The following is a 25,147-nucleotide window of genomic DNA, read 5'->3' as shown; positions in this document are numbered from 1 at the left end:
AGAGGAAGAAGCCTCACCCAAATCGGTAACTCAGCACATTGGTTGCTTGCCGCCGCACGATCGCGATCCGCAACCAGGATCAGGCGCTTAGGCCTTGATGACGATGACCTTGGTGTTGACCGGTGTCTTGTCATAAAGGTCGAGCATGTCCTGCGTCAGCAGCCCCACGCAGCCGCTGGTGACGCCGCGTCCGATCGTTTCCGGCATGATCGTGCTGTAGATCGTGAAAAGCGTATAAACGCCGTCCTGGTAGAGGTAGAGCGTGCGCGCGCCGAGCGGATTGTTGAGGCCCGGTGCCATGCCATTGGCATAGGGTGCCGCTTCCGGCTGGCGCGCGATCATCTCCTTGGGCGGTGTCCAGATCGGCCATTCCGCCTTGCGGCCGATATAAGCCTCGCCGCTCCACAAGAAGCCCGCGCGTCCGACATTGGCGCCATAGCGCGTTGCGTAGCCGTCACCCTCGATGCGGTAGACATAATAGTTGCGCGGATCGACGATGATCGTCCCAACCGCTTCCTTGGAGTCGTAGCGCACTCGCTGCCGCCGATACTTCGGATCAAGCTTGCTGAGATTGACCGCAGGAATGGGGAAGCGCTCATTGGGCAGCGGGCCGTAGATGCGTGCTGCGTCCGCATCGCTCATGCCGCCGCCGGTGGTCGCGCATCCGGCCAAGCCCAAGGCTCCGACAGCGGCGAGGCCCACCAGAAAGGATCTTCTGTTGAGCCCAACAGCCTGCTTACCCTCTGCAATCATCGCGGCTCACTCCCCGGCGCATTCAATGGCGGGACATTGATCCGCGATAGACGGTTTGGCAATCCTCTGCGTTACGGGGCTTTGACGTAATTTCGCCAGCTGTGGTTTTCCTGAAACCCCAGCACTTCGCGCGCCTTGCGGTTGGAGAGCGGCGCCTCCCATTCGCCCATGGGCCTTGTGATCGGCGAGCCTGGCGCCCACTTGCGCAAGAACGCTTCCGTCGGCTCGTAGGCGGTGATCTCGTCATTGGTGGCGTTGAACACCTGGAACCCCAGTCCGTCCTTGCCGACGCAAAGATCGACGATCTGCCCCAAGTCGCGCGCGTCGATATAGCTCCACGCATTGCGCTTGCGCGATGGCGGATCGGCCAGGAAAGCCGGGAAGTTCGCATAGTCTTCCGGCGAGATCACATTGCCGATGCGCAAGGCATAGATGTCGGCGCCGTAGCGCAGGGCGAAGGCTCGCGCCGTTTTTTCGTTGACCACCTTGGAGAGCCCATAGCTGTCCATCGGGTCGCTGTCGTAATCCTCTTCGAGCGGAAAGGCGTGAAAGTCCTTGTCGCCCTCGGCAAAGCACACCCCATAGGTCGTCTCGCTCGAGGCAATGACGATCTTGCGAATGCCAAGCTTGGTCGCCGCCTCGATGACATTATAGGTCGAGACCACATTGGCCTTGAATGTCTCGTTGTCCGGCTGGATCAGCACGCGCGGGACTGCCGCAAAATGCACCACCGCATCGATCGGCTTGGGACCACTCCCTGTGGCAAAGCCACCGAAACCGAAATGCATCGAAAGCGCATTGAACACCTGACCGCTATCGGTCAGGTCGGTGATCAGCGTGTTGACGCCTTCCATCTCGAGCGGCTTGAGATCGAGGTTGAACACCTCGTGCCCCTGCGCCACGAGATAGGCGACAGCGTGCTGCCCGGCCTTGCCGCTGCCGCCGGTGAAAACGATGCGTTTGCTCATGAATTCTTCCTCTTAGGGCATCAACTGGCCGCCATTGACCTCGATCTCTTGGCCAATGATGTACCCGGATAGCGCCTTCGACGCCAAAAACAGATAGGTCCCGACCACGTCCTCGACCGTCCCGAGGCGACCCTGCGGGATCGTGGCGAGCGCGGCTTTGAGCTGCTCGTCGGTCGAATAGCGCTCATGGAATGGCGTGCTGATCACGCCCGGCGCCACCGCGTTGACGCGGATGCCGAAAGCGATGAGCTCCTTGGCCATTCCGCGCGTTACATTGGCGATGAAGGCTTTGGACGAGCCATAGATGCCCGCCCCATTGCTGGCCCCGTTCCGGGCCGCGATCGACGTCGTATTGATAACGAAGCCATCGCCCGCCTGCTTCAGATGCGGCACGGCCGCCGCCGTTGCCGCCAGCACCGAGCGGCCATTGAGGTCCATCACCGCATCATAATGCTCGTCGCTCATATCGGCATAGGTGACGCGGGCGACCATGCCGCCGGCATTGTTGATCAGGCCATCGAGCCGCCCGAAGGCCGCAACGGTGTCCTCCACGGCCTGCTTCATCGCCGACGATTGGTTGGCATCGGCCCGGATGGTCACCGCCTCGCCGCCAGAATCGCGGATCGAAGCCGCCACCTGCTCGGCAGCATCCGCGCTGGAATTGTAGTGCACGCCCACCTTGGCGCCCTGCGCGGCAAAAGCCTGTGCCAAAGCCGCCCCGATACCAGTCGATGCGCCGGTGATCAGCACGACCTTGCCGGCAAGGTCGGGAATAACAAGTTCAGCCATATCTATCGTCCGCCCTCAAGCTTGCGATGGCGCTGTTTGATACCGCCCTCGCCATAAGGATAGTCAGCCATCTGCGGCTTGCTGACGGCGCTGAGCTCGGAGAGTTCATCCTGGCTCAACGTCAGCGACGCCGCACCAAGATTGTCCGCAAGCTGTTCCGTTGTTCGCGCGCCCAGGATCACCGAAGTGACGGCAGGCTGCGCCGCGACCCAGGCAAGCGCCACTTGCGCCATGCTGGCGCCGCGGGCTTCGGATAGATCCTGCACCGCGCCAATGACCTCCCAAGTCGCCGCATTGTTGTTGCGCTTTTCGAACGCCTCCATGCCGCGCTTGGGGTTCTCGCCCAGACGCGTGGCGCCGGTCGGCATCTGGTCCCGCTTGTACTTGCCGCTAAGCCAGCCGCCACCCAACGGCGACCACGGCAAGAGACCCACATCGGCGTCGAGCGCTGCTGGCACGACCTCGTGCTCGATGTCCCGCACCAGCAGATTGTACTGCGGCTGCAGCGTCACCGGCGGCTGGTAGCCCTGTGCCTTGGCCGTCCACACCGCCTTGGTCAGCTGCCAGCCCAGAAAGTTCGAAAAGCCGTAATAGCCTATCTTGCCGCTCGCAATCGCGTCATCGAGAAAGCGCAGTGTTTCATCGAGCGGCGTCAGCGCGTCGTAGGCGTGCATCTGGTAGAGATCGATATGCTCGACCCCAAGACGCTTCAGCGACGCATCGAGCGCTTCGCGCAGGTTCTTGCGGGAAAGGCCGACGTGGTTGGGCCCGTCGCCCATGGGGAACCGGCCCTTGGTGGTGATCACCAGGTCGCGCAGCTGCTTGGTCTTGAGCCAGCGCCCGACGATCTCCTCCGAGATGCCGGCGCTGTAGACATTGGCGGTGTCGAGGAAATTTCCGCCCGCCTCGACATATTGGTCCATCAAGCGAAACGACGTCGCCTCGTCCGCTTCGTCCCCAAACGTCATGGTGCCGAGGCAATAGGCCGAAACGACCGCCCCGCTATTGCCGAGCCTGCGATACTGCATGGAAAATCCTCCTGATCGTGCGCCAACGCTCCGGAGTGCCTGCGGTTGCTAACTGGGGAGGGGCTGGCCGCACCGTCAAGTGCGGCCAGGGTAACGGCGGATCAGTTCACGCCGGCCAGCGCCTGTTCCACGTCGGCAATGATGTCATCGATATGTTCGATGCCGACGGAGATGCGAACCAGGTCTTCGGAAACACCGGCCTTGGCCAGCTCGTCCGGGCCGAGCTGGCGGTGGGTCGTGGAGGCCGGGTGGCAGGCCAGCGACTTGGCGTCGCCGATATTGACCAGGCGCAGGATCATCTGGAGCCCGTCGATAAATTGCGCGCCTGCAGCCGCGCCGCCCTTGATGCCGAAGCTGACAATACCCGACGCCTTGCCCTTGGTGATCTTCTGGGCCGTGGCATTGTACTTGCTGTCGGGCAGGGCGGCGTAGTTGACCCAGGAAATCTTGGGATGGTTCTTGAGCCAGCTGGCCAGAGCCTCCGCGTTCTGGCAGTGGCGCTCCATGCGCAGGCCAAGCGTTTCCAAGCCCATCAGGAACAGGAAGGCATTGTGCGGGGAAAGCGCGGCGCCGGTATTTCGCAGCGGCACGACGCGGCAGCGCCCGATATAGGCCGCAGGCCCGAGCGCCTCGGTGTAGACGACGCCATGATAGGACGGATCGGGCTCGTTGAGGATCTTGAAGCTATCCTTGTTTGCCTTCCAATCGAACTTGCCGCTATCGACGATAATGCCGCCGATCGAATTGCCGTGGCCGCCAATATACTTGGTCAGCGCATGCACCACGATATCGGCACCGAAGTCGAACGGGCGGCAGAGATAGGGCGTGGCGACCGTGTTGTCGACGATCAGCGGCACGCCATGCTTGTGCGCGATCTCGGCCAGGCGCGGGATATCGACGACATTACCGGCGGGATTGCCGATGGATTCGCAGAACACGGCCTTGGTGTTTTCGTCGATCAGCCGGTCAAGCCCATCAAAATCGCCCTGGTCCGCAAGGCGGACCTCGATGCCCTGCCGCGGAAACGAGTGCATGAAGAGGTTATAAGTGCCGCCATAAAGCTGGCTGACCGAGACGATGTTGTCGCCGACACCCGCAATAGCCTGGATGGCATAAGTGATTGCGGCCATGCCCGAGGCGACGCACAGCCCGCCTATGCCGCCTTCCATCTCGGCGACGCGTGCTTCCAGCACCGCCGTGGTCGGGTTCATGATGCGGGTGTAGATGTTGCCTGGCACGGCCAGGTTGAAGAGATCGGCACCATGCTGGGTGTCGTCGAACGTATAGGAGGTCGTCTGGTAGATCGGGACAGCCGCCGCCTTGGTGGTCGCCTCAGACGTATAGCCGTGATGGAGGGCAATGGAATCCAGTTTCATGATCGCTCCCTTGTTGTTTCTTGCTCATGTTACCGCGCGAACGCTGCCGGGATAGGGCCGGCTGGCGAATTGGTTTTCTCCGAAGAGGCATGGAGAAAAGAAATTCGTGTTCCACTCCAAGGCGGCGCACCAGCGAAAGCAACCAGCCCGGTGCAGCGGAACAAAGCCGTTAAGTGATCGTTCGCTTTGAAACGCGCCACGCAAGGACATTCCGCTATGCCCGAAGCCGCAGCCCCCAGAGCGGGCACGCACACCATTTCACTGACCATCGATGGAGCGCAACGCTCCGTTACGATCGATCCATGGACCACCCTGCTTGATCTGCTGCGCGGCCCCTTGGGCAAGACCGGAACCAAGAAGGGCTGCGATCATGGCCAGTGCGGTGCCTGCACGGTGCTGATCGACGGCAAGCGCATCAATTCGTGTCTGACACTCGCCGTGTTGAAGGACGGTGCCGAGATCACGACGATTGAGGGTCTGGCAACCGGCGACGACCTCCACCCGATGCAGGAAGCCTTCATCGAGCACGACGCCTTCCAGTGCGGCTATTGCACGCCCGGACAAATCTGCTCGGCGGTGGGGCTCGTCAACGAAGGGCACGCCCATTCGCGTCACGAAATTCGTGAGCTCATGAGCGGCAATATCTGCCGCTGCGGCGCCTATACCAACATCGTCGATGCCGTCCAGAGCGTCCTCGGCGAGAACCAGAAGGCGCCCACGCCATGATGCGTTTCAGCTATTCGCGCCCGCAAACCGTTGCCCAAGCTGCAGCCTCGCTTGTGGCCGATCCTTCTGCGCAGATCATCGCGGGCGGCACAAATCTCGTCGACCTGATGAAATACGACGTGACCCGCCCGGGCACGGTCATCGACATCAACGGTCTCGACCTGCGCGATATCCGTGTGGACGGGGAGGGCACCCTCCAGCTTGGCGCCTTGGCCACCAATGCCGACACTGCCTACCACCCCGAGGTGCAATCCGGCTGGCCGCTTCTTTCCAGCGCCATGCTCGCTGCTGCCTCGCCGCAGCTGCGCAATGCCGCAACCAACGGCGGCAACATTCTTCAGCGCACCCGCTGCTATTACTTTTATGATCCATCAACCCCGTGCAACAAACGCCGCCCGGGCTCCGGCTGCGGGGCGCTTCACGGCGTCAATCGCATCCATGCCATCTTGGGCGAAAGCGCCAATTGCATCGCGGTGCACCCTTCCGACATGGCGGTGGCTCTCGCCGCGCTCGATGCCGTCGTGACGGTCGAAGGTCCGGCCGGAGAACGGCAGATCCCCTTTGACGACTTCCACCGCCTCCCCGGTGACCGGCCGGACTTGGACAATACCATGGAACGTGGCGAGATCGTCACCGCCATCTCCGTGCCAGCCAATGGCTTTGGCTCTCACCACACCTATCTCAAGCTCCGCGACCGCCAGTCCTATGCTTTCGCGCTGGTGTCCGTCGCGGCCGCGATCCGCCTCGAGGGCGAAACAATCGCCGAACTGCGCGTCGCTCTCGGCGGTGTCGCCCACAAGCCATGGCGCCGCAAGGATGTCGAAGCTGAGTTCATTGGCCGCCCCGCCAACCGGCCGACCTTTGAAGCCTTTGCCCAAGCCTTGATGGAAGGCGCGACCGGCCATGGCCACAACGACTTCAAGCTCGATCTGGCCCCCCGTGCCATCGTCCGTGCGCTGGAGCAGGCCCATGCTGGCACCCCGCAGAATCAAGCAGTAAAGGTGGTGTTCTGATGGCCCCCTCGCTTTCTCACATCGGCCAACCCCGCAGCCGCGTCGACGGCAAGCTCAAGGTCACCGGCGCCGCCAAATATGCCGCCGAATACCAGGCTGACGAGCTTCTGCACGGCTTTGTCGTGATCAGCACCATCGCCGCGGGCCGCATCGTTGCCATCGACACGCGCGAAGCCCGAGCCATGCCCGGCGTCGTCGAAATCTTCACCCACCTCGATCGCCAAGGCGTCTCCTGGTGGGATCGCGACTGGCAGGACGAAACGGCCCCTCCGGGCCACCCCTTCCGCCCGCTCCATTCCGATCGCATCCTCTTCGACGGACAGCCCATCGCTCTTGTGATCGCTGAAAGCTTTGAAGCCGCCCGCAACGCTGCGGCAGTTGTCCACGTGCTTTACGAGGTGGAGAAACATCAGACCAATCTCCGCGTCGCCGAGCCGGACCAGTACGTGCCGCCCAAGAAGCGCCAGAACGTGCCGCCACCGCCCGAGCCGCGCGGCGACCTTGATCGGGCCCTAGCCGAAGCGCCTTTCCGCGTGGATGCCGAATATGAGCAGCCCAGCGAACACCACAATCCCATGGAGCTTTTTGCGTCCACGGTGATCTTCGAAGAGGGTGACAAGCTCACCATCTACGACAAGACGCAGGGCTCACAGAACGCCCAGCAGTTCGTCTCGGCCATTTTCGGCCTCAAGGACGTCAAGGTCGTGAACGCCTATGTCGGCGGCGCCTTCGGCTCCGGCCTTCGCCCGCGCCACCAGCTTTTCCTCGCCGTCATGGCAGCGCTCAAGCTCAAGCGCTCGGTACGGGTTGAACTGTCGCGGCGGGAAATGTTCTACCTAAGCTACCGCCCGATCACGCTGCAAAAGCTCTCGCTGGGCGCGGACAGCACCGGCAAGCTCCTGGCGCTGAAACACCATGCCGTGCAGGCGACATCGATGTTCGAGGACTACCAGGAGGTCGTCGTCAACTGGTCGGGCCTCGCTTACCAGTGCGACAATGCCGAGTTTTCCTACGCGTTGTCTCAGGTCAATACCGACACGCCCGGCGACATGCGCGCACCCGGCGCCACCACCGGCGTCTTCGCGCTGGAAACGGCCATGGACGAGCTCGCCTACGCCGTCGGCATCGATCCGCTCGAGCTGCGCCTGCGCAACTATGCCGATCGCGACCAGAACATGGACAAGCAATTTACCAGCAAGGCGCTGCGCGAATGCTATGCAGAAGGCGCCGAACGCTTCGGCTGGTCCGCCCGCCAGGCGGCGCCACGCTCCATGCGCGAGGGCAAGGAACTGGTCGGCTATGGCATGGCCACCGGCTTCTGGGACGCCCAGGTCAACAAGGCCGAAGCCAAGGTTCGCCTCCTTGCCGATGGTTCGGTCGAAGTGTTGACAGCCGCAACCGACATCGGCACTGGAACCTATACGATCCTGGCACAAATCGCCGCTGAAGCCTTCGACGTTCCAATCGACCGGGTAAAAGTCAGCATCGGCGCCTCGGACCTTCCGACCTCACCGGTCGAAGGCGGGTCTTGGATGGCAGCTTCCGTCGGCAGTGCCGTCCACATGGCGGCCGAAGCCATCAAGACCAAGCTGATACATCGCGCCAATCGCCACCACGAGGCTTTCCTCCCCATCGCCTCGGCAGACCTCTGCGTCGAAGCAGGCATGGTGAAAAAAATCGATGGCACCGGCCCCACCATCTCCGTTGCCGAACTCATGCAGTCAGCCGGTTGGGACGCTGTCGAGGAAACCGGCAAGGCTGGCCCCGACATGCTGCAGATGCAAAAATATATCAGCTACACGCACTCGGCGGTCTTCGTGGAAGTGCGGGTCGATGAGCAATTGGGCGTCGCCCGCGTCAAGCGCATCGTCAGCGCCATTGCCGCCGGCAAGATCCTTAATCCCAAGACCGCGCGCAGCCAAATTCTAGGCGGTGTGGTCATGGGCGTCGGCATGGCAATGCATGAAGAAGGGTTGTTCGATCACGGCACCGGCCGGATCATGAACCACAACCTTGCCGAGTATCACGTGCCCGCCAACGCTGATATCGAGGACATCGACGTGATCTTCGTCGATGAGCACGACGATAAGGTCAACCCGATCGGCGTCAAGGGTCTGGGCGAAATCGGCATCGTCGGCGTGGCGGCGGCAATCGGCAACGCCATCTACCATGCCACGGGTAAGCGGCTGCGGCATCTGCCTTTCACCATCGACAAGATCATCGGGTGATCGACGAGTGTTGCGCTGGACGGCCCGCGAACGGTCAGATAGCCTTGCGGCAGCACCAGGCCCCCGTGCCTTTCTGCCTCTTTTCGAGCTCACATGACCGCCACTTCCGCCCCCGCGTCCGGCAAAGCCAATTTCGGTATTGCCGGGCTAGATGACATCACCGCCGGTGGCCTCAGTGAAGGGCACCTGTTTTTGCTCGAGGGCACGCCGGGCACCGGCAAGACCACGGTGGCCATGCAATTTCTCCTGGCGGGCGAGCAGCGCGGCGAGTTGGGCCTTTACATTACCCTTTCCGAGACCGAAAATGAGCTGCGCAACGGCGCAGCGTCCCATGGCTGGGACCTTGGCCCACTGATCAAGATATTCGAACTGGTACCCCCTGAATCGCTGCTTAACTCCGAACAGGCACAGACGCTTCTCTATTCGTCGGACCTAGAACTGGTGGAAGCGACGCAGGCCATCTTCGCCGAAGTCGAACGGCTCAAACCCAAGCGGGTCGTGCTCGATAGCCTTTCCGAGATCCGCCTCCTGGCACAGAGCTCGCTGCGTTACCGGCGGCAAATCCTAGCCCTCAAACACTATTTCGCCCGCAACGGGGCTACGGTCATTCTATTGGACGACCTGACGTCGGAAGCGAGCGACAAGACAGTGCATAGCGTTGCTCACGGCGTCCTCCGTCTTGAGCAGATCACGCCTGAATACGGCGGCGATCGTCGGCGGCTCAAGGTCGCCAAGTATCGTGCGCAGCATTTCCGCAGCGGTTTTCACGATTTCACCATCGCCACCGGCGGTGTCGAAGTTTTTCCACGCCTTATCTCGGCCGAGCACAAAACCACCTTCAGCCGGTCACCCCTATCCAGCGGCTCGGGCGAACTCGACTCGCTCCTCGGCGGCGGCCTTGAAACTGGCTCCAGCGCCCTGATCATCGGCCCGGCCGGTACCGGCAAGAGCACGATCGGCTTCCAATATATCGACGCCGCAGTAGCGCGGGGCGAAAAGGCGGTTGCCTTCATCTTCGACGAAGAGCTTGGGCTCCTCGAGGAACGGTTGGCGGCAATGGGCATCAATGCTCGTGCCATGATGGATTCGGGCCTGCTGCATATCGAAACGGTCGATGCTGCCGAGCTTTCGCCTGGAGAATTCTCCCACCGGGTTCGTTTGGCCGTCGATCGGCTTGGCGCAAAGATCGTCATGATCGACAGCCTCAACGGCTACCAGGCCGCCATGCCGCAAGAGAACGCCCTAATTCTGCACATCCATGAACTCCTGCAGTATCTCAACCGTCAGGGCGCAACGACGATCCTGACAGTTGCCCAGCATGGCCTGGTAGGCGATATGAAATCCCCCGTTGACGTGACCTATCTCGCCGACACGGTGATCGTCCTCCGCTACTTCGAAGCTTTGGGCAAGGTGCGGCGCGCCGTTTCGGTCATCAAGAAGCGCACCAGCGCCCATGAGGAAACCATCCGTGAATTCTGGATGGGCAAGGGGGGCCTCGTCGTTGGCCAGCCGCTCACCGCTTTCCAAGGCGTGCTGCGGGGCGTGCCGACCTTTGTGGGCGAAGAGGCTCAGATCGGTGCTGGAGCAAACCTAACGCTGTGACCCGGTCGCCGCACGCCCTTATCCTCGCCCCGCGCGGCCGAGACGCGTCCGTTGCGACGTCGCTGCTGGCCGGTGCCGGTATCGACTGTCTGGCCGTGCCCGATCTCGGCACGCTCGTCTCCCGCCTTGGCGACGATATCAGCATGGTCGTGGTCACCGAAGAAGAGTTGGCGACCACCGATCTTCGTCCCTTCTCGACATGGCTCAAGAGCCAGCCGGCCTGGTCGGACTTGCCGATCGTCGTCTTGACCCATGCCGGCATGGGTCCCGAGCGCAATCCGCTCGCCGCCCGCCTGCTGGAAGTGCTGGGCAACGTCACCTTCCTCGAACGCCCGTTCAGGCCGACAACTTTTGCCAGCATCACCGGCGCAGCCAATGCCGCGCGCCGCCGGCAATACGATGCACGATCACGCATGAACGAGCTGGCCGAAAGCCAGGAACGCCTGAAGACTGCCCTGCTCGCTGGCAATCTGGGCACCTGGGAGCTCGATCTTGAACGGATGCAGCTTGATGCATCGCCCACCTGCAAGGCCACGTTTGGCCGTAGCCCCGATGACCCGTTCGAGTACCACGATCTGATCTCCAGCATTCATCCCGATGACACCGGCCGCATGCAAGCGGCCGTCCAGCGGACTGTGGAGCAGGGGGAAGATTATCGCATCGAGTATCGCACCATCTGGCCTGATGGCACCCATCACTGGGCCGAGATCCATGGTCGCCGCCTGCTGGATACTTCTGGCCGGCCCCATCGAATCGTCGGCGTCTCCTCCGACATCACCAATCGGAAGGCTCTCGAGCAGCAGCTATTGGCCGTCAACGAGAGCCTCGAGCGGCGCGTCACGGAACGCACGGCCGCGCTGCAGGAGGCCCATCAACTCGCGATCAAGGAAGTCGAGCAGCGCGAAAAGGCCGAAGCTCAACTGCTGCAGGCGCAAAAGGTCGAGTCCATCGGCCAGCTGACCGGCGGCGTCGCGCATGATTTCAACAATCTGCTGATGGCGGTGCTGGGCAATCTCGAGGTCTTGCGTCGCCACGTCGGCGACGATGCGCGTGCCACCCGCCTGATCGAGGGCGCGCTCGAAGGCGCGAAGCGCGGCGCGACATTGACGCAGCGGCTGCTCGCCTTCGCCCGCCGTCAGGACTTGGCAGTCAGCCGGCACGATCTGGGACAGTTGATCCAGGGCCTCTCGCCCCTCATGCAGCAATCCGCCGCTGCAAATGTCGAGATCATGATCGAGCCAGTCCCCTCCTCGATCTTTGTCGATGTCGACAGCAACCAGTTTGAGCTGGCCATCCTCAACCTCGTGGTCAATGCGCGTGATGCCATGCCGGACGGCGGCGCCATCACCATCGATATTGCGCGCGTGGAGCTTGAGGCAGGCGAGGCCGATCTGCCTGCCGGTGGCTATGCCCGGCTCCGGGTCACCGATACCGGCAACGGCATGGATGCGGAAACCTTGCGGCGGGCTGTCGAGCCGTTCTTTTCCACCAAGGGCCTCGGCAAGGGCACAGGCCTTGGCCTCTCGATGATCCACGGTCTTGTGCTGCAGCTGGGCGGTGCCTTTACCCTCGAAAGCAAAGTTGGTACCGGCACGACGGCAACCATCCTGCTACCGATAGCCGAGGCGGATCACCCCGCGATGAACCTGGATGAACCGGTTGTTCCCCAAATGCCGGCAGCCGCCGCCGCGGCGCGCATCCTTGTTGTGGACGACGATGCGCTGATCGCCATGAGCACGGCGGGCATGATCGAAGATCTCGGCCATACAGTGATCGAAGCCATGTCCGGCAAAGCCGCTCTTGACATCATTGGCTCCGACCAGAGCATCGACCTGATGATCACCGACTTCTCCATGCCTCGCATGTCTGGTGCCGAGCTGATCCAGAAGGTGCGCCTGATCAAGCCCGAGCTGCCGATCATCCTTGCCAGCGGCTATGCCGAATTTCCCGAGGATATCGATCTGAGCGGCGTCGGCCGTCTCGCAAAGCCCTTCAATCAACAACAGCTGACGGACGGCATCAACGCGGCCCTCAGGTCTTCGGTGTAATGCGAGGGGAGGGGGCGAACCGCGGCTGAGCACAACCGCGGTTTGCCGAAATCGTCAGGAAAGCGTCTTCAGCAACTCGTCCAGTTGCGCGAACTGTTCTGCCGCTCCGTCGAGCCCGCCCTGATTTGCCTCAAGCGCTTCCTTGCTGGGATAGGTTTCGCTGAAGGTCACATGCGTCTTGCCGTCTCGTTCCACGAAAGTCACAGTGGAGATCGCGCCGTTTTCGCCCTCTTCATTGGTCCAGACCATCCGCTCGGATGGGACAACGTCGGTATAGGTGCCGAAAAAGGCGAAGCTGTTCTCGGCATCGGCGCCGAATTCAAGGCGGTAGGTGCCACCGGTGCGCACATCCATCTGGCAGGAGCGCAACTGCGCGCCAAGCGATTGGGGCACCCACCACTTGGCGAAAAGCTCCGCAGTGCTCCATGCCTTGAACACGATCCGGGCCGGAGCATCGAAGGTGCGCGTCACGGCAACCTCGGTGTCCGACACGCGCTTGACCGATGTGCGCTCCTCGACTGGTCGATCATTCATTCGTCTGCTCCATGCGTTTGAGTTCTTCGACAACCTTGTCCAGCCGGTCGAAACGGGCATCCCACAGCTGGCGATACCGCTCGATCCATTCCACTTCCCGTTCGAGGCGGCTGCTGCCGAGCCGGCATGTGCGCACCCGCCCGACCTTTTCCGTGGTGACCAGTCCAGCCTGTTCAAGCACGCCGATATGCTTCTTCATGCCCGTCAGCGTCATGCCGAACCTGTCGGCAAGGTCGCTGACGGAAGCGTCGGAACGCCCTAGCTGTTCGAGCACACCACGTCTTGTGGCATCGGACAGGGCGGCAAACGAGGTGTTGAACTGGACTTGCAGAAACTGAACCATATAGTTCAGTATCGTGCAGTGACCTGAGAGGCAAGCAAAAAGCGATCGAAGGAAATATTAGCGGCTTCTACTTATGCTGGCTTGCGGAGCGGAACGAATATGCAAGCTATCGAGGCCATTCACCTGTCGGACGTCGTCGGCGCGCTGAGCCTGGCTCTCGATATCACCGAGGGGCAGCCGGTAGGCCATGGCCTGCGCTGCTGCTGGATCGGCATGCATCTGGGCGAACGCATCGGCCTCTCGCCCGAGGAGCTTTCCGACCTTTATTACACGCTTCTGCTCAAGGACATTGGCTGCAGTTCCAACGCCGCCCGCATCTGTCGGCTCTATCTCACCGATGATCTGAGCTTCAAAAGCGCCTATAAGTTCGTGGATACGCGCCTTCCCGAAGTCATGCGGTTCCTCGTGGCTCATACCGGACGCAGTTCAGGCATGATCGAGCGCCTGCAAGCCATGGTCAACATCGCGCGCAATGGCGGCGAAATTGCCCGCGAACTGGTCGAGACCCGCTGCCAGCGCGGCGCCGACATCGCTAGGTCCATGCGGTTTTCCGGCGCTGTCGCCGACGGCATCCTCGATCTTGATGAACATTGGGACGGCACCGGTCAGCCCCTGCGGCGCGTGGGCGAGGAGATCTCGATTTTCTCCCGCATCGCGCTCCTGAGCCAAGTGGTGGACGTCTTCTTTATGCGCGGTGGTGCGACGGCCGCTATCGCTGAAGCCCGGGCCCGGTCAGGCCGCTGGTTCGATCCCAAGCTGGTCGAGGCCCTTGAAGGCCTTGCCGGTCAGCAGCACATCTGGGCCGCCATGCGCAGCAATGATCTGGCCGAACGTGTCGTAAGGCTTGAGCCGCAAAGCTTGGTGCGAGAGATCGATGAGTCTTACCTAGACGACATCGCCGCAGGTTTCGCAAAGGTTGTCGACGCGAAGAGCCCGTTCACCGCAGGTCATAGCGACCGGGTTGCGCTTTTTGCCGACCTGATCGCCGAACAGCTCGGCTACGACGCGCCCAGCCGGCGCACCTTGCGGCGCGCAGCTCTCCTGCATGATATCGGCAAGCTCGGCGTCTCAAACTCCATTCTCGACAAGGCTGGACGTCCCGAACCCGATGAATGGGCCGAGATCAAGCGGCATCCGGAAATGGGCCGCAACATTCTCTCAAAGATTGCGGCGCTCAAGGACACCGCAGCGATAGCGGGCAATCACCACGAGCGGCTGGATGGCAAAGGCTATCCTTTTGGCATCCATGCCGGCGCCATCAACGTCGAAACCCGCATCGTCACGACGGCCGATATCTTCGATGCCCTCACCGCCGACCGGCCATATCGCAAAGCGATGTCCGTTTCGGCGGCGCTCGACATCATGCGGCAGGACCTGGACACCGCCATTGATCGCCGCTGCTTCGACGCCCTGGTGCAAGGCCTAGACCGGGTGCAACACTTGGCAGCCTAAACCGCCCCTAGTTGGTGTCGTCTTCCAGCTCATCCTCGACCACAGCATCTGGACGGTCGCCGCCAGAAGCAAATTCTTCCTTCCAGGTGCCGTCGGCTTCCTCGTAAAGGATTTGCTCGTCCTCGCCGCTCAGCTGCTGGCGCTGCGCCGCGCTTTCCGCCGCTTGGTGCGCTTCGTCATGGCTGGCAAAAGTCTCAGAAAACACATCGCCGACCTTGTAGGCGAAGCCGCCATCATGCTCGACGATCTCGTAGGTGACTTTGGCCATATGTGCGCTCCTGTTGCGGCACTCTGTGGTGCCTGTCGCAGGATAATGCGCTGGCGCCCAGTTCGTTCGCTACTTGCCGGCCCAGGCACTCACGTGCCGAAGCTGACGGGTACGCTGAATCCAGAAGCCGGATAGAAGACCTTTGACCGTCTCGGCCGCGGGTTTCCGGCCAAGTGGCATCTCCATCACCTTGCCCTCGATCTGTGCATGAATAACGTCACGCTCAACGTAATAACTCGCGTGATGACGTTGTCCGTCCTGCTCGATCGTAACGTCCAGAACTTGGGATACTCGTTCCATTGTTGAAGTCCTCCGCCGCGCACACAGCATGGAAGCGGAAAGCTTTAACGTCAATTAACCGGCGTTAACGAATGCCAAAGAATTATGCCGGCGCCGCGACCACCGCCGAAGCGTGCTGCGACCTGCCTTTTACCGCCGGATTGCTTCGCAACTGACCGGCAAACCAGGGGATAGTCATTGCCAAGCCCTCGGAAAGCGGCACGCGCGGCTCCCAGCCCAGCACCTCCTTGGCCCGGCTGATATCCGGGCGGCGACGCTGCGGATCGTCCACGGGCAGGGGGAGATGGATGAGCTTCGAACGGCTCTCCGTCATTTCCAGAACCAGGTCGGCAAGCTCGGCTATGGTGAACTCGCCCGGATTGCCGACATTGACCGGCTTGCCCGGATTGGGCGCAACATTCATCAGCGCCACGAGCCCCGCCACAAGATCGCTGACATAGCAGAAGGAACGCGTCTGCTCGCCTGTGCCATAGATCGTGAGGTCGTCCCCACGCAGCGCCTGGACGATCAGGTTGGAAACAATGCGTCCGTCATCCGGGCTCATGCGCGGACCGTACGTATTGAAAATCCGCACCACCCGCGCATCGACGCGGCCCATGCGCAGCATATCGAAGCACAGCGTCTCCGCCGCCCGTTTGCCCTCGTCATAGCAGGCACGCGGACCTGTGCAATTGACGTTGCCCCAGTAATCCTCCTGCTGCGGATGCTGCTCGGGATCGCCATAGACCTCGCTGGTCGACGCCTGGAGGAAACTCGCGCCATGCTGCTCGGCAAGCTTGAGCAGATTAGCCGTGCCCACGACGCTGGTCATCATCGTGTGGATCGGATCCGCCTGATATTGCGGCGGCGAAGCCGGGCAGGCGAGGTTGTAGACCTGATCGATCTTCCCCTCGACCGCGAAGACCTCACAGATATCCGCCTCGATCAGGCTGAACGCCGGATGGTTTTCTAATGCCTCGACATTGCGCGCCGAACCGGTCTGGAAATTGTCGACGCAGATGACCCGGTGCCCGTCCGCCAGCAGTGCATCGCAAAGATGCGAGCCCACAAAGCCGGCGCCACCCGCCACCAAGACCGTCTTTCGTTCTGCACTCATGCGTTCGCCTTTCAGGCCGAGGGGCGGATGGTCGATCGTTCATGACCGAGCATGGACAAAAGCTCACCCGCACGCGCTGTCCCAGTATGCTCCGCCAGCACATAGCGCCGTGCCGAAGCCGCCATGGCGTTGCGCTCGGATGCCGTGGTTTGCTCCAGCGTGCGAACCACGTCGTCCGATGTCCGGGCCAGAACGATCGAGTCCGCCGGGAACATCTGGTCTAGTCCCGTCCAAATATCGCTGATGAGCGGCGTGCCGCAGGCACCCGCCTCGAACAGCCGGACGCTGGGCGACCACCCGGCCGCCACCATGTCGGCCCGCGTGACATTGAGCGTAAACCGCTGCCGATTGTAGAACGAGCGGTGCTCGGCTGGCGGCAGATGCTCGATCCGCTCGACATTCTCCGGCCATTCGATATCGCCTGGAAACTGCGACCCCGCCACCACGAACCGCATCTGCGGCAGAAGCCGCGCCGGCTCAAGCAACAACCGTTCCAGGATTGGCTGCCGATCGACGCTATAGGTCCCGAGATACCCCAGGTCCCATTCCGGCGCCTCGCCCGTCGGCCCATAGCGGTCCGCATCGACGGAGCAATAAAGCGGCAGCGCCCGCTTGGCGCCGAACTCCCCCTGCAGCCGCTCCAGCGTCGGCCCGCCCGAAAACGAAAAATAGCTGTCAAACAGCGGGATCTGCCGCTTGGCGAGATATTCCTCATCACCGCGCATCAGCTTCGCCAGCGTTACCGGCGTGTCGATGTCATAAAAATGCCAGCTGTTGAGCTTCAGCCGCTCCAGCGCATCGATGACATCAACCCCATCAGGCACATAGGAACCGACGATCACCGCACCGGCACTCGTAAGCTGCGAACCGAACTTCTCGATCAGCTCATCGACACTATTGTAATAGGCGAGCGTGCAGAAGTCCGGATGCGGCAGGTCGCGGTTATTGGCGTACCAGGGCACATCGCGTTCCAGAAACAGCACCCGCTGCCCATGCGTGTGCAAGCCGCGGATCAGCGCCCGAAACGTCGTTGCGTGCCCATTCCCCCACGATGACGAGAGCGAAAGCCCGACAAAGACGATGTCGTAGGGCGCACTCATTCAGCCGCCTCCACCTGCCTGCGCTGCGCCGAGCGGAACACCCGGTCGGCATCCTCGGCGCGATGCGCATATGTATGCTCCCGCAGCACCCGCTCCAGCGCCGCCGTACCAATCTGCTTGGCCCGCTCCGGGGTCAGTTCGGCCATGATCTGGCTGACATCTCTGCCGTCCCGCGCGACCAAAATTTCTTGGTCTGGCGTAAAAAACTGCGGAATGCCTTCCCAAAAGTCGGTGATAAGGCATGCCCCGGCGCCGGCTGCTTCGAACACGCGTGTCGCCGGTGAAAACCCGATCTCCGCCATGCTTTCCCGCGAAATGTTGAGCACCGCCTTGGGAGTATTGTTGAAGGCATTGTGGTCGGCGGTTCCGACATGGCCGAGATAGCTCACATTGGTCGCCATCACCTTGTCGCCCCAGCCTGAGCCACCCAGGAGGAACCGCTGCTTGGGAGTGCGGATGGCAGGCACCAGGAAGAACTCTTCCACCCGCGCTTCGCGATCCGGCAAACGATTGCCCAAAAACCCGAGATCCCCTGCGAACCTGGGATTAGGCTGGACTGGAAAATGCGTGACCGGATCGAGCGCATTGTAGATCGGGATGCAGTCATGCGCGCCCATCGCCCGATAGGCGGCGACCACCGGCTCGCCACCACCATAGGTGAGGACCAGATCGATCGTCTCCAGCGCCTTGCGGAGGGGATGCTCCGGATTAGCGCGCAACTCGGCAAGGGTTGCCGGCGCATCCACGTCCCAGAAAATGCGCAGGGCGTGCGGCGCAGCATGGGCAAGCACCTGCTCCAGCAGCAGGTCGTCCTCGAAGCCGACCCCGCTCGCCTTGATGACGATATCGGCGTGGCGCGCTTCCGCCGCCACCTGCTTCAGTGCCTCGACCGTGCCCTCATAGACCACGACCTTGCACCAATCGGGCGGATCGATGTCGCGGTTCTTCTGCCGGTCGTAAACATCGGGCTCGTAGAAGGTGATGTCATAGCCCTTGGCGCTCAGCGCCCGCAGCATGCCGCGATAATAGGTGGCCGCGCCGTTCCAATAGGCGGAAAGCAGGCTTGATCCATAAAAGGCGATCTTCATGGCGTAGTCTCCAGATCGTCGAGGTGTTGTGTGACGCGGGCGGTGCCCACCTGACCCAGAATTCCCAGCAACTCGTCCACGCGGTGCCGGCAGGTATGGCGCGCAAGGATCGTTTCGAGGCCGCTTGCAGCGATGTCACGGCCGAGATCCGGGTCCTCGATCACCTCGCGTAACAGGCGCTGCATCTCCGTCCCGTTCTGCGCAAACAGGAAGTCCTTGCCCGGCCGGAACAGGTTTTCGGCATCCTCCCAAGGCGCCGACAAGAGCGGAATGCCGCAGGCCAGCGCTTCAAAGACACGAATGGTGGGAATGCCCGGCAGCGACTGCACATAGGGCCGCCGCGGAATGTGCATCGTCACCTTATGCGCGGCAAAAGCTTTTGGCGCATCGGCATTGGCGATCCAGCCGCCATAATGGAGCCCGGCGCGCTTCACCGCCGCAATTGCTTCCTCGGGATAACGCACGCCCCGGATTGTCCCCGATAGCTGGAGCGCCGCCGCCGGCTCGATCAGGAATTCGCTGATCTCGGCCGTGCGCTCGTTATCACCCCAATTACCGATCCAGATCAGGTCCTCCCTGCGCTCGATCTCGGGCATGGGGTGAAACAGGGCATCGTCCGCGGCCTCATGCCAGGTAAAGACTTGGCGTCCCCAGCCGGCATCGAGATAGCGCTGCCGCAGAGTTTCGCCGAAGGCCAGCACGCCGTCATAGTCACGCAGCTGCAGCCCGGCGATGTCGTCCTCGGCAGAAACCGCCCGGTGGTGGGTGTCATGGAACAAGAGGGTGAAATTCGCCCCACCAGCCCTTATGCGGCCGATTTGCTCCACCAGCGCCGGTTCGGTCCATTCGTGCACCACAACCACGTCGGAATCGACCAGTGCAGACTCATGGTCGAAATCGGACCCATACTGCCGCGACTCAAGCTCCGGAAAATCCGTCGCGAAGCGGTCGATTGCGGCCTGTCCCTGTGTCTCCAAGAGGTTCATGCGGCTCCAGGCATCCACCGGTTCCAGCGCCAGCGCCGAATGCCCCCGCCTCACCAGGTCGCGCATGACCCCGCGCAAGAAATGCGCATTGCCGTGGTTCCAGTCCGAAACCAGCGAATGAGTGTAGAAAACAAACTTCAAAATCAGGCCCCCCGTGCCTCAGAAGGCCGCAGGAGCCTACCATAAACCTCGTTCATCGCCGCAACCTGGGCGCCGATCGTGTAGCGCCCTGACCGCGCCTTCGCCCGTGCCGCGTAATCGGCCCGCAAATCATCATCATCCGCAAGCCGGTTGATCTCCGCCGCGAAGCCACGAGCATCATCAGGTGCCGCAAACAACGCCGCATCGTCCCAAAGTTCGCGATAGGTCGGAATATCGGCCAGCACCAGCGCCGCTTCGGCCCGGGCCGCCTCCAGTGGCGCAAGCCCGAACGGCTCATAGCGCGACGGCGATGCCACGACAGCTGCCCGTGCAACACGGCCGGCGATCTCACTATAGGGCACGTGTCCGAGCGCCTCGACATTGTGGAGCGCCAGGTACTGGCCGTTTGGTCCGCTCTGCGTTCCGGCCATCACCACCGGCCAGTGCGTTTCAGCGGCGGCAGCATCCAGCAAAGCGCCGTTCTTGCCATCGTCCCACCAGCGCCCGGCGGCAAAAACCACATGCTCCTTGCCGACCGGCTCGACCTCGAGGTCCGAGCCATTCAGCACCACCTCAAGCCCGTCGATCTCGCCATAGCTCTGCCGCAACATCTGCGCATGCGACTGGCTTGGCGCGATCACCGCATCCGCCGCCATCATGCCATCGCGGTTGCGCCGGAACTGCCAATCCCAGTCCGGCGGCACCGGCGTGCCCCGCACCCCGGCAAACCAGGTCACCACGCAGGAATGCGACACCACCAGCACAGGAACATCGAGCATCAACCCCGCAGCCTGTGACGGCAAGTTGAGGTGCACAAGGTCGATGCCATCGCTCCCGACGATGTCGCGCAACAGCTCCGGAATACGATCGAGTTGCGCCTCGTCGTCGGTGATCCAGTCGAGCGGCGCATCTCGCCACAGCAACGGACCGATCTGCTCTGCCTCGTCGCGCTGCGCGGCAGAGGGTTCGGGCCCGAAGCCGACGAAGGTGAAGCGATGGCCCACGCGCGCGAGGCCTGCGGCCAGGTCCATGGCATATCGCCATACACCGCCCACCGCATCCACGCTCATCAGGATATGCTTGGTCGGAAGTCCGGCCTGTGACGCAGCCGAGGCGGCAGCGATCATGCCTGGACCTGCCGTGCCCGATCCCCGATCGTCTGTTCGCGTGCCAAGAGCCAATCGGCAAGATCCTGCAGTCCATCGTGCCAGTTGACCCGCGCCCGCCAACCGAGTTCGGCCTTGAGCCGGCTGGTTTCGGCAACGAAATAGAGCTGGTCGCCCTCGCGCCAGGTCTCATGCGAGACCTCGACCTTGCGCCCGACCAGCTTGCCGATTTCGGCCAGAACCATATTGAGACTGACCGCATTCTTCGGCCCGCCACCCAGATTGAACGCCCGTCCGCGCACTTTAGAGATGTTCGCCAGCGTCGCCTTGTAGGCCGCTACGGCATCGCTCACATGCAGCACATCGCGCACCTGCTTGCCGTCGCCGTAGATGGTGACGCCTTCGCCGCGCAGCGCCCGGATCAGGAAATGCGCGACCCAGCCCTGGTCCTCGGTGCCGAACTGGCGTGGCCCATAGATGCAGCTCATGCGCAGCACGGCCGTCGGGATGTCATAGGAGCGCTGGTAGTCGAGCACATACTGGTCCGCGACGCCCTTCGAGCAACCATAGGGCGTACAAAAGTCCAGCCGCCGGTCCTCGTTGATGCCGCGCGCGCGGATCAGCTCGTCGGCTGGCACATGCTGCCCGTGCAACTCATAGAGCCGCAGATCGTCAAGGCCGCCATAGACCTTGTTGGTGCTCGAAAAGATCACCGGTGCCTTGCGGCCGGCCTTACGTACTGCCTCGAGCACATTGATCGTGCCGCGCGCATTGACGTCGAAATCATCGATCGGATCGACAAGGCTCGTCGTCACCGCCGTTTGCGCCGCAAAATGGAATACGGCGTCGGCCTTAGCCAGCACCGGCTCGATCGCAGCCGGATCACGGATATCGGCCACCACCACCTGCAACTGGTCGCCATACTGGCCCTTGAGCCAATCTAGGTTCTGGCTGACGCCATTACGGCTGAGATTGTCGAGGATAGTGACGCTCTCGCCATCGCTGAGCAGCGCATCGGCGAGGTTGCTTCCGATAAAACCGGCCCCGCCGGTAATAACAGTTGTCATGACACAAGGCCTCGTTCTTCCAGCTGCCGCCGCATCTCGGCGCCGCGATCAACCGCCTGTGCTTCGCGCACCCACTCTGCCAGTTCGTCCAGCGAGTCTTCCAGCCGATACTGTGGCTCAAAGCCGAGCAGCTCGCGCGCCTTGGAAATATCGGCAAAGCAATTGCGAATATCGCCCGAGCGCGCCTTGTTCATGATCTCGGGCTGGAGCTCCGGCACGCCCATGGCGCGCGCCAACATATTTGCGATGTCGGCGATGGCATAGGCATTGCCGCTGCCGATATTGATGACATGGCCAGCAGCCGATTTCTGCTCCAGCGCCAGCCGGAACGCGCGTGCCACATCGCGCACATGCACGAAATCGCGCTTCTGCTTGCCGTCTTCGAAAATCGTCGGCGGCTGACCGTTGATCAAACGCGACGCGAAGTTCGCCAAGACGCCGGTATAAGGGTTGGACAGCGCCTGACCGGGGCCGAAAACGTTGAACAAGCGCAGCGCCACGGCATCGACGCCATAAGCTTCGCCAAAGATCAGCACCGACTTTTCCTGCGCATACTTGGTCAGCGCATAGATCGAGGCGAGATCCACCGGCTTCTGCTCGTCGGTCGGGAAGGGGGTCAGTGCCGAGCCATCCGGCGCCACCGGATCCCAGCGACCGGCCTTGATGTCGGCGCCCTTGCGACGGATCGAACCCGAATGGGTGCCGTCCGCGGTCTGGTACAGCCCCTCGCCATAGACGCTCATCGAGGACGCTACGACAATGCGCTTGATCGGCAGGTCGATCATGGCTTCCAGCAGCACCGCCGTGCCCAGATCATTGCCGCCCACATATCGCGCGATCTCGTACATCGATTGACCAACACCGACTTCCGCCGCCAGGTGCACCACACCGTCAATGCCCTTTAGTGCTTCAGATACCGCCGCCTTGTCGCGCACATCGGCGCGGATCAGCTCGACACCATCCGGTGTCGCCGCTGCGGCATCGCCGTGCACCTGGTCGATCAGACTGTCGAGGATGCGCACGGAATAGCCCTGCGCCAGCAATTCCTCGGTGACATACCGTCCGATAAAGCCGCAGCCGCCGGTGATCAGTATCTGTTTCATAAGTGCCCCTGCAAGGTAAGTAGCTGCTCAGCCAACCATCCCTCGCATATCGGGTTCCAGAAGCAAAATTCGCCGGAACCGCAATCGGGAACCTAAGGCGCAACAAAGCCTTTGTTTCAGCCCTGCGCGGCTCGATAATTCCGATCATCCACTTATTCCGGCTGCTATCCAGCCTCGCTATAATTTATCTCAGGTTAAAGATTAGGACGCGGTGCCGGAGCTTTGAACCCTCTCAGGCAACCACTGATCTGCCCGCGCCTAGGGCCATAGAGCTCCAAAAAACCGGCAGTGGACGAAGCTAACGCTTGGGTTCAAACTCGAATGCAGGAACAAAGCTCACGATTGCTCGATTGCAGCCACACGCTGATCGAAAGGGCGGAACTAATGAAGATTGTCGTGTTGGGTGCAGGTTACGTTGGCCTCACCACCAGCGCCTGCCTCGCCGAACTGGGTCATGACCTCGTCTGCTGCGATATTGATGACGCCCGTGTCGAAGCATTAAACCGCGCTCAGATTCCAATTTTCGAGCCTGGCCTTTCCGAACTCGTCGGCAAACAGGTGGCGGCTGGACGCCTCAAGTTTTCCACCGATGCGCAGACCCATGCCGGCCGCGCCGATGCCGTCTTCCTCGCTGTCGGCACGCCCTCGGACGAAGACGGCAATATCGACCTGACCTATGTCGAAGCCGCTGTCGCCGGCATCGGCCCGAGTCTCCGCCCTGACACCCTGCTTGTGGTCAAATCCACCGTCGTCGCCGGCACCGCTCGCCAGCTCAAGGAGCTCGTCGACGCCGTTCGCGGCGACAGCGCGATTGCGGTTGCATCAAATCCTGAATTTTTGCGGGAAGGCTCCGCCATCGGCGATTTCATGGAAGCCGATCGCATCGTCATCGGCGCCGACGATGCCCGCTCCGAGGCCGTGCTGCGCGAAATCTACCGCCCGCTCACCCGCCGCGGCGTTCCCCTGGTCGCCGGCAAGACAGTTAATGCCGAGCTGATCAAATATGCCGCCAATGCGCTGCTGGCGCTCAAGATCGGCTTCATCAACGACGTCGCCAATCTCTGCGAAGCCGTTGGCGGCGATGTCACCGCCGTCGCCGACGGCATTGGCCGCGACGCGCGGATTGGCTCCGCATTTCTCGCCGCCGGTCCCGGCTTCGGTGGCTCCTGCTTCCCCAAGGATACCCGCGCCTTTGCCAGCATCGGCCGCCGCCACGGCGCGCCGCAGCCCCTCGTCGAGGCACTGATCCAAGGCAATGACCAGCGCAAGGCCGATCTCGCCCAGCGCATCATCGCCGCTGCCCCGTCCCGCGGCCGCGTCGCCATCCTTGGCACGAGTTTCAAGGCAAACACCGACGACGTGCGCGAATCTGCCTCCCTCGCCATAATCCCGCTGCTGCAGCAGGCCGGCCTCGAAGTACACGCGCACGATCCGCAGCCCGAAGCCGCCAAGCGCCAGCTCACCGATGTCGATTGGCACGACGATCCACTCGCCGCCTGCCGCGATGCGGACGTAACCGTCATCCTCACCGAGTGGGATGAATACCGCTCGCTTAACCTGAAGCGCATGGCCGAAACCATGCATGGCCATCATCTGTTTGACTTCCGCAACATCCTCTCGGCCGAGCAGGCTGCGCGCGTCGGTCTCCACTACCACGCTATCGGTCGCCCAGATGTCTTGCCCAAGGCCAAAGCGCGCGGGCAGGGCACTGTTGCCGGTCTTGCCGTTGCCGCCTCCCCAGCCTGACCAAACCTCAAGGAGCATCTCATGAGCAGTTCAAACACCACCACCGATCAGGACGAAATCCGCGAATGGGCCGAAGCCCGCGACGGCCATCCCGTCAAGGTCGATACCGGCGGCGAAGGCGGCATCCTGCGCATCGATTTCGGCAAGCCCGAGGACAATCTTGAAGCCATCGAGTGGGACGAGTTCTTCGAAATCTTCGACGAGAACAACCTCGCCTTCCTCTACCAGGACAAGACCGCCGACGGCAGCGAAAGCCGCTTTAATAAATTCGTGAACCGTGACTGAG

23 protein-coding genes and 1 pseudogene are annotated in these 25,147 nt (G+C 62.1%); 8 read left to right on the top strand and 16 right to left on the bottom strand.

From position 1 onward, the window contains the following. Window positions 1-87 precede the first annotated feature (87 nt). The 5 genes from JI748_RS09630 to JI748_RS09610 form a co-directional block, all read right to left on the bottom strand. Window positions 88-753, bottom strand: coding sequence for a L,D-transpeptidase (locus JI748_RS09630; protein WP_201629927.1), 666 nt, complete (start codon window positions 751-753; stop codon window positions 88-90). Window positions 754-824: 71 nt separating this feature from the next. Continuing rightward, complete coding sequence (locus tag JI748_RS09625) at window positions 825-1,721, bottom strand: NAD-dependent epimerase/dehydratase family protein (protein WP_201629926.1); 897 nt, start codon at window positions 1,719-1,721, stop codon at window positions 825-827. Window positions 1,722-1,733: 12 nt separating this feature from the next. Beyond that, window positions 1,734-2,510, bottom strand: coding sequence for an SDR family NAD(P)-dependent oxidoreductase (locus JI748_RS09620; RefSeq protein WP_201629925.1), 777 nt, complete (start codon window positions 2,508-2,510; stop codon window positions 1,734-1,736). Between the two features lie 2 nt (window positions 2,511-2,512). Continuing rightward, window positions 2,513-3,538: an aldo/keto reductase gene (locus JI748_RS09615; protein ID WP_201629923.1), complete on the bottom strand. Its 1,026-nt coding sequence runs from the start codon at window positions 3,536-3,538 to the stop codon at window positions 2,513-2,515. Between the two features lie 101 nt (window positions 3,539-3,639). After that, complete coding sequence (locus JI748_RS09610) at window positions 3,640-4,914, bottom strand: O-acetylhomoserine aminocarboxypropyltransferase/cysteine synthase family protein (RefSeq protein ID WP_201629919.1); 1,275 nt, start codon at window positions 4,912-4,914, stop codon at window positions 3,640-3,642. A gap of 216 nt (window positions 4,915-5,130) precedes the next feature. Here JI748_RS09610 and JI748_RS09605 point away from each other — a divergent pair, with 216 nt between their 5' ends. The 5 genes from JI748_RS09605 to JI748_RS09585 all read left to right on the top strand — a co-directional run bounded on the left by JI748_RS09605 (window position 5,131) and on the right by JI748_RS09585 (window position 12,531). Then, window positions 5,131-5,640, top strand: coding sequence for a (2Fe-2S)-binding protein (locus JI748_RS09605; RefSeq protein ID WP_201629914.1), 510 nt, complete (start codon window positions 5,131-5,133; stop codon window positions 5,638-5,640). After that, a complete protein-coding gene (locus tag JI748_RS09600; protein WP_201629913.1) occupies window positions 5,637-6,653 on the top strand; it encodes an FAD binding domain-containing protein in 1,017 nt (338 codons plus the stop codon). The genes JI748_RS09605 and JI748_RS09600 overlap by 4 nt, the downstream gene beginning before the upstream one ends. Beyond that, window positions 6,653-8,881, top strand: a complete 2,229-nt coding sequence (locus tag JI748_RS09595) for a xanthine dehydrogenase family protein molybdopterin-binding subunit (protein WP_201629912.1) — start codon at window positions 6,653-6,655, stop codon at window positions 8,879-8,881. Before JI748_RS09600 ends, JI748_RS09595 begins: the two co-directional genes overlap by 1 nt. 93 nt (window positions 8,882-8,974) lie before the next feature. Further along, window positions 8,975-10,483, top strand: a complete 1,509-nt coding sequence (locus tag JI748_RS09590; protein ID WP_201629911.1) for an ATPase domain-containing protein — start codon at window positions 8,975-8,977, stop codon at window positions 10,481-10,483. After that, window positions 10,480-12,531, top strand: coding sequence for a hybrid sensor histidine kinase/response regulator (locus tag JI748_RS09585; protein WP_201629910.1), 2,052 nt, complete (start codon window positions 10,480-10,482; stop codon window positions 12,529-12,531). The genes JI748_RS09590 and JI748_RS09585 overlap by 4 nt, the downstream gene beginning before the upstream one ends. Window positions 12,532-12,585: 54 nt before the next feature. Here JI748_RS09585 and JI748_RS09580 read toward each other — a convergent pair whose 3' ends face one another. Both JI748_RS09580 and JI748_RS09575 read right to left on the bottom strand, forming a co-directional pair. After that, complete coding sequence (locus tag JI748_RS09580) at window positions 12,586-13,065, bottom strand: SRPBCC domain-containing protein (protein ID WP_201629907.1); 480 nt, start codon at window positions 13,063-13,065, stop codon at window positions 12,586-12,588. After that, window positions 13,058-13,408 carry an ArsR/SmtB family transcription factor gene (locus tag JI748_RS09575; protein ID WP_201629905.1) on the bottom strand — a complete coding sequence of 117 codons (351 nt, stop codon included), beginning with the start codon at window positions 13,406-13,408 and terminating at the stop codon, window positions 13,058-13,060. Before JI748_RS09575 ends, JI748_RS09580 begins: the two co-directional genes overlap by 8 nt. A gap of 99 nt (window positions 13,409-13,507) precedes the next feature. On the opposite strand from JI748_RS09575, the gene JI748_RS09570 reads away from it, so the two are divergent. Beyond that, window positions 13,508-14,860: an HD-GYP domain-containing protein gene (locus JI748_RS09570; RefSeq protein WP_201629903.1), complete on the top strand. Its 1,353-nt coding sequence runs from the start codon at window positions 13,508-13,510 to the stop codon at window positions 14,858-14,860. 7 nt (window positions 14,861-14,867) lie between these two features. Here JI748_RS09570 and JI748_RS09565 read toward each other — a convergent pair whose 3' ends face one another. The 9 genes and pseudogenes from JI748_RS09565 to JI748_RS09525 all read right to left on the bottom strand — a co-directional run bounded on the left by JI748_RS09565 (window position 14,868) and on the right by JI748_RS09525 (window position 23,115). Further along, entirely contained in the window at window positions 14,868-15,128 is a 261-nt protein-coding gene (locus JI748_RS09565; RefSeq protein WP_201629895.1) for a hypothetical protein, read from the bottom strand. Between the two features lie 69 nt (window positions 15,129-15,197). Further along, window positions 15,198-15,428 (bottom strand): hypothetical protein, encoded by a 231-nt coding sequence (locus tag JI748_RS09560; protein ID WP_201629894.1) that lies wholly within the window; start codon window positions 15,426-15,428, stop codon window positions 15,198-15,200. A gap of 82 nt (window positions 15,429-15,510) precedes the next feature. Next, entirely contained in the window at window positions 15,511-16,524 is a 1,014-nt protein-coding gene (locus JI748_RS09555; RefSeq protein ID WP_201629893.1) for a UDP-glucuronic acid decarboxylase family protein, read from the bottom strand. An 11-nt stretch (window positions 16,525-16,535) separates the two neighbouring features. Next, window positions 16,536-17,624 (bottom strand): CgeB family protein, encoded by a 1,089-nt coding sequence (locus JI748_RS09550; RefSeq protein WP_201629892.1) that lies wholly within the window; start codon window positions 17,622-17,624, stop codon window positions 16,536-16,538. After that, on the bottom strand, window positions 17,621-18,712 hold the full coding sequence (locus JI748_RS09545) for a CgeB family protein (RefSeq protein ID WP_201629891.1): 1,092 nt from the start codon (window positions 18,710-18,712) through the stop codon (window positions 17,621-17,623). The genes JI748_RS09550 and JI748_RS09545 overlap by 4 nt, the downstream gene beginning before the upstream one ends. After that, window positions 18,709-19,839, bottom strand: coding sequence for a CgeB family protein (locus JI748_RS09540; RefSeq protein ID WP_201629887.1), 1,131 nt, complete (start codon window positions 19,837-19,839; stop codon window positions 18,709-18,711). The genes JI748_RS09545 and JI748_RS09540 overlap by 4 nt, the downstream gene beginning before the upstream one ends. 2 nt (window positions 19,840-19,841) lie before the next feature. Next, the gene (locus JI748_RS09535) at window positions 19,842-20,966 is read right to left on the bottom strand and encodes a glycosyltransferase family 4 protein (protein WP_233280481.1); all 1,125 of its coding nucleotides are present in this window, start codon (window positions 20,964-20,966) and stop codon (window positions 19,842-19,844) included. Beyond that, window positions 20,963-22,003: pseudogene (locus JI748_RS09530) on the bottom strand (NAD-dependent epimerase/dehydratase family protein); the annotation flags it as partial. The gene JI748_RS09535 and the pseudogene JI748_RS09530, both read right to left, overlap by 4 nt. 5 nt (window positions 22,004-22,008) lie before the next feature. Continuing rightward, on the bottom strand, window positions 22,009-23,115 hold the full coding sequence (locus JI748_RS09525) for an NAD-dependent epimerase/dehydratase family protein (protein ID WP_201629885.1): 1,107 nt from the start codon (window positions 23,113-23,115) through the stop codon (window positions 22,009-22,011). A 384-nt stretch (window positions 23,116-23,499) separates the two neighbouring features. Here JI748_RS09525 and JI748_RS09520 point away from each other — a divergent pair, with 384 nt between their 5' ends. Both JI748_RS09520 and JI748_RS09515 read left to right on the top strand, forming a co-directional pair. Beyond that, window positions 23,500-24,861, top strand: coding sequence for a UDP-glucose dehydrogenase family protein (locus JI748_RS09520; RefSeq protein WP_201629884.1), 1,362 nt, complete (start codon window positions 23,500-23,502; stop codon window positions 24,859-24,861). A gap of 21 nt (window positions 24,862-24,882) precedes the next feature. Continuing rightward, window positions 24,883-25,146: a hypothetical protein gene (locus JI748_RS09515; RefSeq protein ID WP_201629883.1), complete on the top strand. Its 264-nt coding sequence runs from the start codon at window positions 24,883-24,885 to the stop codon at window positions 25,144-25,146. Window position 25,147: the final 1 nt, after the last annotated feature.

Source organism: Devosia rhizoryzae (genome assembly GCF_016698665.1).
GTDB classification, from domain to species: Bacteria; Pseudomonadota; Alphaproteobacteria; order Rhizobiales; family Devosiaceae; genus Devosia; species Devosia rhizoryzae.
This window is presented reverse-complemented; position numbering and strand designations above follow the sequence as displayed.

Excerpts from the sequence above, each read along its gene's own strand:
- JI748_RS09630 (WP_201629927.1), bottom strand. The coding sequence starts at position 753 with ATGATTGCAGAGGGTAAGCAGGCTGTTGGGCTCAACAGAAGATCCTTT.
- JI748_RS09625 (WP_201629926.1), bottom strand. The coding sequence starts at position 1,721 with ATGAGCAAACGCATCGTTTTCACCGGCGGCAGCGGCAAGGCCGGGCAG.
- JI748_RS09620 (WP_201629925.1), bottom strand. The coding sequence starts at position 2,510 with ATGGCTGAACTTGTTATTCCCGACCTTGCCGGCAAGGTCGTGCTGATC.
- JI748_RS09615 (WP_201629923.1), bottom strand. The coding sequence starts at position 3,538 with ATGCAGTATCGCAGGCTCGGCAATAGCGGGGCGGTCGTTTCGGCCTAT.
- JI748_RS09610 (WP_201629919.1), bottom strand. The coding sequence starts at position 4,914 with ATGAAACTGGATTCCATTGCCCTCCATCACGGCTATACGTCTGAGGCG.
- JI748_RS09605 (WP_201629914.1), top strand. The coding sequence starts at position 5,131 with ATGCCCGAAGCCGCAGCCCCCAGAGCGGGCACGCACACCATTTCACTG.
- JI748_RS09600 (WP_201629913.1), top strand. The coding sequence starts at position 5,637 with ATGATGCGTTTCAGCTATTCGCGCCCGCAAACCGTTGCCCAAGCTGCA.
- JI748_RS09595 (WP_201629912.1), top strand. The coding sequence starts at position 6,653 with ATGGCCCCCTCGCTTTCTCACATCGGCCAACCCCGCAGCCGCGTCGAC.
- JI748_RS09590 (WP_201629911.1), top strand. The coding sequence starts at position 8,975 with ATGACCGCCACTTCCGCCCCCGCGTCCGGCAAAGCCAATTTCGGTATT.
- JI748_RS09580 (WP_201629907.1), bottom strand. The coding sequence starts at position 13,065 with ATGAATGATCGACCAGTCGAGGAGCGCACATCGGTCAAGCGCGTGTCG.
- JI748_RS09575 (WP_201629905.1), bottom strand. The coding sequence starts at position 13,408 with ATGGTTCAGTTTCTGCAAGTCCAGTTCAACACCTCGTTTGCCGCCCTG.
- JI748_RS09570 (WP_201629903.1), top strand. The coding sequence starts at position 13,508 with ATGCAAGCTATCGAGGCCATTCACCTGTCGGACGTCGTCGGCGCGCTG.
- JI748_RS09565 (WP_201629895.1), bottom strand. The coding sequence starts at position 15,128 with ATGGCCAAAGTCACCTACGAGATCGTCGAGCATGATGGCGGCTTCGCC.
- JI748_RS09560 (WP_201629894.1), bottom strand. The coding sequence starts at position 15,428 with ATGGAACGAGTATCCCAAGTTCTGGACGTTACGATCGAGCAGGACGGA.
- JI748_RS09555 (WP_201629893.1), bottom strand. The coding sequence starts at position 16,524 with ATGAGTGCAGAACGAAAGACGGTCTTGGTGGCGGGTGGCGCCGGCTTT.
- JI748_RS09550 (WP_201629892.1), bottom strand. The coding sequence starts at position 17,624 with ATGAGTGCGCCCTACGACATCGTCTTTGTCGGGCTTTCGCTCTCGTCA.
- JI748_RS09545 (WP_201629891.1), bottom strand. The coding sequence starts at position 18,712 with ATGAAGATCGCCTTTTATGGATCAAGCCTGCTTTCCGCCTATTGGAAC.
- JI748_RS09535 (WP_233280481.1), bottom strand. The coding sequence starts at position 20,966 with ATGATCGCTGCCGCCTCGGCTGCGTCACAGGCCGGACTTCCGACCAAG.
- JI748_RS09525 (WP_201629885.1), bottom strand. The coding sequence starts at position 23,115 with ATGAAACAGATACTGATCACCGGCGGCTGCGGCTTTATCGGACGGTAT.
- JI748_RS09520 (WP_201629884.1), top strand. The coding sequence starts at position 23,500 with ATGAAGATTGTCGTGTTGGGTGCAGGTTACGTTGGCCTCACCACCAGC.
- JI748_RS09515 (WP_201629883.1), top strand. The coding sequence starts at position 24,883 with ATGAGCAGTTCAAACACCACCACCGATCAGGACGAAATCCGCGAATGG.